Source organism: uncultured Campylobacter sp., assembly GCF_938030685.1.
Classification (GTDB): domain Bacteria; phylum Campylobacterota; class Campylobacteria; order Campylobacterales; family Campylobacteraceae; genus Campylobacter_B.
In genome coordinates, this window is the sequence record NZ_CALHHX010000201.1 from 1 (window position 1) to 7,026 (window position 7,026).

The 7,026-nt window shown below is 52.0% G+C and carries 6 protein-coding genes; 2 read left to right on the forward strand and 4 right to left on the reverse strand.

Translation table 11 applies throughout. The features are described 5' to 3' along the window. A partial coding sequence (locus Q0369_RS09660) for a hypothetical protein (protein ID WP_298099165.1) occupies nt 1–377 on the reverse strand: 377 nt, incomplete at its 3' end. Nucleotides 378–459: 82 nt separating this feature from the next. Between Q0369_RS09660 and Q0369_RS09665 the strand changes: the two genes are divergently transcribed. Beyond that, nucleotides 460–627 (forward strand): hypothetical protein, encoded by a 168-nt coding sequence (locus Q0369_RS09665; RefSeq protein WP_298099167.1) that lies wholly within the window; start codon nt 460–462, stop codon nt 625–627. 225 nt (nt 628–852) lie between these two features. On the opposite strand, the gene Q0369_RS09670 is transcribed toward Q0369_RS09665, so the two are convergent. Beyond that, nucleotides 853–3,027 carry a hypothetical protein gene (locus tag Q0369_RS09670; RefSeq protein ID WP_298099170.1) on the reverse strand — a complete coding sequence of 725 codons (2,175 nt, stop codon included), beginning with the start codon at nt 3,025–3,027 and terminating at the stop codon, nt 853–855. Further along, entirely contained in the window at nt 2,981–5,086 is a 2,106-nt protein-coding gene (locus Q0369_RS09675; RefSeq protein WP_298099173.1) for a replicative DNA helicase, read from the reverse strand. The genes Q0369_RS09670 and Q0369_RS09675 overlap by 47 nt, the downstream gene beginning before the upstream one ends. Before the next feature lie 284 nt (nt 5,087–5,370). Between Q0369_RS09675 and Q0369_RS09680 the strand changes: the two genes are divergently transcribed. Continuing rightward, nucleotides 5,371–5,574 carry a hypothetical protein gene (locus tag Q0369_RS09680; RefSeq protein WP_291936701.1) on the forward strand — a complete coding sequence of 68 codons (204 nt, stop codon included), beginning with the start codon at nt 5,371–5,373 and terminating at the stop codon, nt 5,572–5,574. Nucleotides 5,575–5,888: 314 nt separating this feature from the next. Here Q0369_RS09680 and ispG read toward each other — a convergent pair whose 3' ends face one another. Next, on the reverse strand, nt 5,889–6,956 hold the full coding sequence (gene ispG / locus Q0369_RS09685) for a flavodoxin-dependent (E)-4-hydroxy-3-methylbut-2-enyl-diphosphate synthase (protein WP_298099201.1): 1,068 nt from the start codon (nt 6,954–6,956) through the stop codon (nt 5,889–5,891). Nucleotides 6,957–7,026 lie beyond the last annotated feature (70 nt).

Here is a 7,026-nt window from a genome sequence, read left to right on the forward strand (position 1 = left end):
CTTTGTATATTGCCGTTAAATTCTATATCTTCCCAACCTAGCCCCATGCAATATTCGATAAGGTTGGCATCGCACAGCTTAATCAGATATGCCATAGCCTCTTCTTCCCTGTATAATGATTGTAAAAAATCACTCTGCCTAGCACATGAGCGCATATCGCCATCCTCGCACTCTTTAGATAAAATTTCAACGAGCTTATTGCACGAACCGTATTTTCCGTCACCGTAATCGCAAGATTTAAAAAGCGTCCTTTGCTCTTCGTTATTAAAATCCTCCAACTTTATCAAGCTTGTCAAATGCGATTTTGCTGCAGCAGGGATGGCTATTAATGCCACCATAAACGTGAGTATATAAATTTTAAGATAGAATTTTTTCATTAGCACTCCTTATTTTAAGCGGCGATTATATTTAAAAATTTTTAGTTAGCTCTTAAATTTAAAGGGTGCGGCGGCGCGATAAATGCGCCGTAATCCCACCCGCCTGCGCTTAGATAAAATTTTAAAATTTAGCCGCTGTCGCGCAAGCCTCGCGTATGAAAATTCCATAATCCGCCGCCAAATTTTACTCGCAACCGATTTAAATCGCGCAGGTGCGGCAAAGCAAGCAAAGCAGGATAAAATTTTATAAATTCAAAAACCCGAGGCGCTGTTTATTGCACACCCGCTGCGCTGTCGTTTTGTGCGCCTATTTTTTTGCCGCTAGTTTCGCTACTGTTTCGCATCCGCCGAACTGCCTACCGAACCACCCATTTTGATGCACGCCGCCCGCCACCCGCTACGCACGAAAGCTCCATAATCCGCCGTAAAATTTCGCTCGCAACGGGTCTAAGTTGCGCGGGCATAATCCGCTGCCCTACTTCCCGTCTAAATTTAAAATTTCACTCGAAATTTCATCTATCGTCGCGTTGAAATCCTCCGCCAGCGCGCGCTTTAGCTCCTCTTTCGCCGCCATCATATCGCGCACGATCGCAGCTTCAAACTCCTCTCGGTTCAGCGCCTCATCGCCCTTGGCAAACGCAAAATCCAGCCCAAACCACGTAGCCACGGCAAACGCAGGCACGCATACCACCGCGCCCGGGCCGCACACGAGCCCCGCACTACCGCTAGTCGCGCTGGCGCCCGCCTTGGTAATAGTCTTTGCGCCCGTTTTAGCCGCAGTTTTAGCGAGGCTCTTGCTTATCAGCTTTGCGCCCAGTACGCCGCCCAGCGCCCCCAGCCCCGTCCCACTCGCGCGATACGCCTTGCTTTTTAGGTTGAAGCTCTGCGTGACGTTGAGATCGATTTTCGCGCCGTATTTTTTGAGCGTAAAATTTAGCGAACTCTCATAATTTTTGACGTTTGCCGCAGCGATTTTAGCGATATTCTCGCCAAAATCTTTCGGGAAGCTTTCGCTTACGAAGCCCGCAAATTTCTCATTCAGATACGCCCCCGCGTCATCGTCCCACACGCCGTGCCACAGCACCAGATAATCGCTCAAAAACGAGTAATTGAAATCCGCCATTTTCTGCGCGCTAAGCCTCGCACCCTCGTCGTAAACGGCGTCGATGTAGCTATTTAGCGCGGATGCGGCGTTTGCCTCCGCAGCGAAGCGCGTAGCGTTTAGCTCACCTCTTAGCGCGTCCGCCTCGCGCGCACTTAAGATCAGCCGCTCGCCGCTTTGCAGCACGATCTGCACGCTCGTCTCGACCGCGCTTTTAGGATGTGCGTCCTCCGCCCTGCTCGCTGCCGTTCGCGTCTGCGCGGCGCAGATCAAACACAGCGTGACGTAGGCAAGCGCAAAGATCGTGCCGCTAAAGCGCCCTATTTTGGGCGCGGCTGCGGCTCGCGGCATAAAAAGCACGAAGGCACAAAGATGCAAAATCGCGCAGTAAAAGAGGAAATCTCCCGCGCAGATCAGAAACAAAAGAGCGATTTTTAGCGCGCTAGGGCTCTGCGACAGCGCCAGCTCAAACAGCGCGTTTTTGTAAAATTTCAAAGCGTAAATTTCATTTAGCAGAGCGGATCTGAAGTGCGCTTGCGGCGCGGTAGATTTTAAAATTTCAAAAATTTCAGGGATTGATGCGGAGTTTGCCGCGGAATTGTCGGCAGCCATACTCGGTGCGGCGGAATTTTGAGTTAAATTTTGCGCTGCGGCGGAGCTTGCCGTAGAATTTTTAGCGTTGATTTGCAGCGCAGCGGCGGTATTTGCCTTATAATTTTCAGCCGAGACCTGCGCCGCTCTGACGGAGCCCGCTTTAAAATTTGCGGCCGAAGCGGTGAGATTTTTAGCGGCGTCCGGCGCGGACTTAACGGTATTATCAGCCTCTGAATTTCGCACAACTATGACGGAGTTATTTGCCGCGGAATTTTTAGCGGATTTGACGGCATTATCTGTTGCAAAATTTCCGACGGGCGCGGAAGCGTCATTTGTCGCGAAATTTCCCACGGATGCGGTAGCGCTGGCGGGCGGAGTAAAATTTATCGCGGAATTTTGAAAGTGCACGGCTAAATCAGCAGCGTCTGCAAGCCGCAAATAGGCTAAATTTATAGCGAAATTTACCGCTACGGCAAGCGCGGCGAGCAGCAAAATGCTAAGTTTGAGCGATAAAATTCTAGGATTTTTAATCTCTTTTAGGCTGAGCTTCAGCACCGCTAGGCGCATCAGAGCAAGAGCTGCAGGTAGTGCCGCGAGCGTCACGAATAGCTCCGCGCCGCGCAGATCGGCTATGCCTAGCGCCAAAGTGACACTTAATAGGATCGCGCCCGCGAAGGCTAAAACCCCGCTTATCAGCCTGCCTCTAAAAATTTTAATCAAAGTCCCGCTGCTGCGAAATAGAGCTGCATTGGCGCGCTGCTTCGCCTCGTAAAAAAAGCTAAATAGCACCCGAAATAGCGCGTAAGCCCAAAACGCCGCCAGCGCGCAAAAGCCCGCATCGTCCAAATCCTGCGCGTAAAGCGCGAAGCAAAAAACGCTAACGATCAGCGCTAGCCTAAGCGCTATTTCACAGATCCAGCGGCGCGTCGTCGTCATCGAGCCTGTTTGCCTCATTGATCTTTGGAATACCCATCTCTTCGATATTTAAAGGCGGCGCGGGTTTAAATTTCGCCTCGTCCTCTTGCGGCTCCTGCGGCTCAAAAGGCGGCTCATCGCCCTCGCCGCTTTCAAAATTTGGAACATCCATTCGCTGCGCACTCTCCGCGCTTTGCGATACACCCTCTTCACCTTGCCGCGCGCCTTTCGTGCCCCGCGATGTGTCTTTTACGCCCTGCGGAGTGCCCGCTAACTCTTTATGCGCCTCTATTTCGGGTACGACACTGCCCGCTATTGCATCATCTAAATTTTGCTCCCCGAATTCTTGCTTCTGCAATACGCTCTGTGCCGCGTGCTGTACCTCTGCCAAGCCCTGCTCTGCGCTAAATTTAGACTCGCCGTCTATCTCCTCGCCGCTTTCGCCGAAGCTAGGCATCTCGTCAAGATCGATATTTACGCCTGAGTTTCGGGCGCTCGCAGAGCTTTCGTTTAAGCTTACGCCGCTATTTTGCGCTTCGTTAAAATTTTGGGCTTCATTAAAATTCTGCGTTAAATTTTGCTGCAAATTCTGCGCCGCATCTGTATTCGGCATATCTAGGTGCGGCGTAGCAGGCTCCTCAAAGCCCTGATCTTGCAGCTGCGAGACGTAGTCGAGATTGTCATTTTCGTTAAAGATCGCGCTCTCGCTGGGCTCGCCGCCGAAGCTCGTATCGACGAAGCGGGTAAATCTGCCCTGAAAGCCCACCTCGATCGTCCTGCCCGCCTCGCCCGATCGATTTTTGCCGACGATGATTTCGGCTTTTTCCTGATAGTCGTTGCGCCTAAATACGGGCTCGCCCGCGTCCTTGCCCTCGGCCTCCAGCCGCGAAATGCGCTCGCGCTCCATCTGCTCCTTATAAACCTCGTCGCGATAGACGAAAAGTATGATGTCGGCGTCCTGCTCGATCGCGCCGCTTTCGCGCAGATCGCTTAGCATCGGGCGTTTGTTCGAGCGCGCCTCAAGCGAGCGGTTTAGCTGCGATAGCGCGATGATCGGGATGTTGAGCTCGCGCGCTAAGAGCTTGAGCCCGCGCGAAATTTCGGCGATTTGCAGGTGGCGCTCGGAGTAGTTGCTCGTGCTCGTCATAAGTCCGATATAATCGATCACGCATAGCTCGATATTGGCGTCTGCGGATTTGAGTTTGCGCAGCTGGGTGCGGACTTGGTGGATGTTCACGTAGCCGCTGTCATAGACGAAAAGCGGCATATTCAGCACCGCGTCGCAAGCGTCGTTGAAGCGCGTCCAGTCGTCGTCGCTGAGCTTGGCGCTCATTATGTCGCTTAGCGGGATCGAGCTAAGCGCGCTTAGTATGCGATACATCAGCTGCACAGAGGGCATCTCGAGCGAGAAAAATACGACGCCTTTGCCGCTTTGCAGCGTTTTCATCATCAAATTTAGCGCAAAAGCAGTCTTGCCCATGCCGGGGCGGGCGGCGATTATGATGAGCTCGCCCGGCTTTAGCCCCTTCGTGCAGTCATTTAGGAAGCGAAAGCCCGTATCCAGCCCCACGAGCTCCGAGCCTGCGAGCGCTTTTTGACGCTTCAGTTCCTCTACTACGTCGGCGATGATCTCGTGCGATTTTTTGATGCCGCCGTGGCGCTCCTCGTCGATGAGCTCGTAAATTTTGGAGCTGATTTTATCAGCGGTGTCTTTGCTACGCACGGCTTCGTTTACCATCGAAGGGATCTCGTGCGCGACCTTAATTAGCGAGCGCTTGATCGATTTTTCGCGCAGCTCGAGCGCGTATTTTGGGGCATCGACCACGCCGCTGGTGGCTACGACCTCGGTAAATGCGCCATCGTCGTAGCGCTCGGCTAGCCATTTTTTAACAAAGCTCGGCGCGATCGGCTCGTTGTGCGAGGAGCACTTGACGATCGCCTCGTAGATGTCAGCGTGCGGCTTGTAGAAAAAATCGCCAACCGAGATTATCTCGCTAAGCTCGCCGTATGCGTCCTCGTTTTGCAAAAGCGAGCTTAAAATCGCGCGCTCCATATCCAGATCGTATAAATTTGCAGGCACATTCTGCTTCGTTGCCATCGCTTCCCCTCGTTTCGCATTTAAATTCTATAAAATTTCAGGCTCGCCTCCGCAAATCTCTGCGGCGCGATAATTTTAAATTTTATAGAATTGAAATCTCGCCTCTTAGCAAAATTCTATCGGGCAAAATTTTATAATTTGGACCGCTTTAAATTTTTATCTAAAATTTCATCCTCAGAATTTTCGCCTTTAAAATTCCGTCAATTTTAAATTTCGCCCTTTGAAATTTTGACTCTTAAAATTTCGCTCGCCTTAAATTTAGGTGCAGGACGAAATCCAGCCGGATGAAATTTCGTGGCGTATCGGAATTTCATCCGTCAAGATTCCGCTTTGCGGCACGGAATTCTACCGAGGCAAATCCTGCGAGTAAAATTGGCGAGCGCATAGAGCCTGCGCCTAAATTTCATAGACAGCATAAAATTCTACCGCTTAAAATTTCGCGCGGTAAATTCTACTCTATAAAATTTCGCTTCAAATCGCGAGGTTGAAATTTTAAAATGAAATTTCAAGACGAAATTCCAAAGCCAAAATTTTAACTCAAAATTTCACGCGAAATTTCAAACCAAAATTCCAAGCCGTATTCCCCAAAGGCTCAAATTTAAAAGCGCCGCCTCGGAATTAAATTTTAAAATTTTACGCCAAGACACGCTGTACCTATGAGCCTAAACGAACCGCGATGAGCCCGAGAGCGCCTTAAAACGCCGAGCAAACTACAACTAACCCAAGCGCGCCAAAATTCAGAGCCGAGCCGCCCAAGAGCCACGAATCATAGCGACATTTAAGCTGCTAGGCGCCGCAGCCCTCACGCTCCTTCGCGAGCCCGCACCTCGTCCTCGACCTCTTGCAAAAACCGCTCCACGAGCTTGCTCTCCTCGAGTTTGGCGACCACTTCACCGTGGCGCATCACGATGCCGCGCCCGTTGCCGAACGCGATCGCTACGTCCGCGCCCTTCGCCTCGCCGATCGCATTTACGACGCAGCCCATGACGCTGATGTTTAGCGGCGTTTTGATATGCGCGGTTTTTTCTTCGACGATTTTGATCGCGCTTAGCAGATCGCTTTGCAAACGCCCGCAGGTAGGGCACGAGATGATATTGACGCCGCTTTTTTGCACGCCCGCGTCCTGTAGGATCGCGCGCGCGACGCGGATCTCCTCCTCGAGCTCGCCGGTGATGCTCACGCGCATCGTATCGCCGATACCCTCCATCAAAAGCGCGCCCAGCGCGATCGCGCTTTTGATGCTCGCGTGAAATTTCGTCCCCGCCTCGGTCACGCCCAGATGAAAAGGATACTCGCATAGCGGGCGCAGCGCGCGATACGCAGCCACCGTGCTCGGCGCGTCCGAAGTCTTAAGCGAGATCGCAATGTCGCTAAAGTCCTCATCCTCAAGCAGCGCGGCGTTATACAGCGCGCTTTGCACCATCGCCTCCACGCTGCGACCGTATTTTTGCTCAAACTGCTCCTCGAGTGAGCCCAAATTTACGCCGATGCGGATAGGCAGGCTGCGAGCTTTGCACGCGCGCACGACCTCTTTGATACGCTCCTTGCCGCCGATATTGCCCGGATTGATGCGGATAGCATCGACAAACTCCGCGACCTGCAGCGCCAAGCGAAAATTAAAATGGATATCCGCTACGATGGGAAGCGGCGAGCTTTTTTTGATGCGTGAGAGCGCGTCCGCGTCCTGCTTATCAAGCACCGCGCAGCGCACGATGTCGCAGCCGGCGAAATACAGGCGATTTATCTGCTCTAGCGTGCCCTCCACATCCTTCGTTTTAGAAAAGCTCATCGACTGCACGGAGATGGGCGCGCCGCCGCCGATTTTGACGGAGCCGACGGAGATTTGACGGGTCGGATAGCGATTTTTCAAATTTAAGCCTTTAGAATTTTTTGCGCTATTTTATTCAAAACGGGGTTAAAATTTAATAATTCGCGCTCGC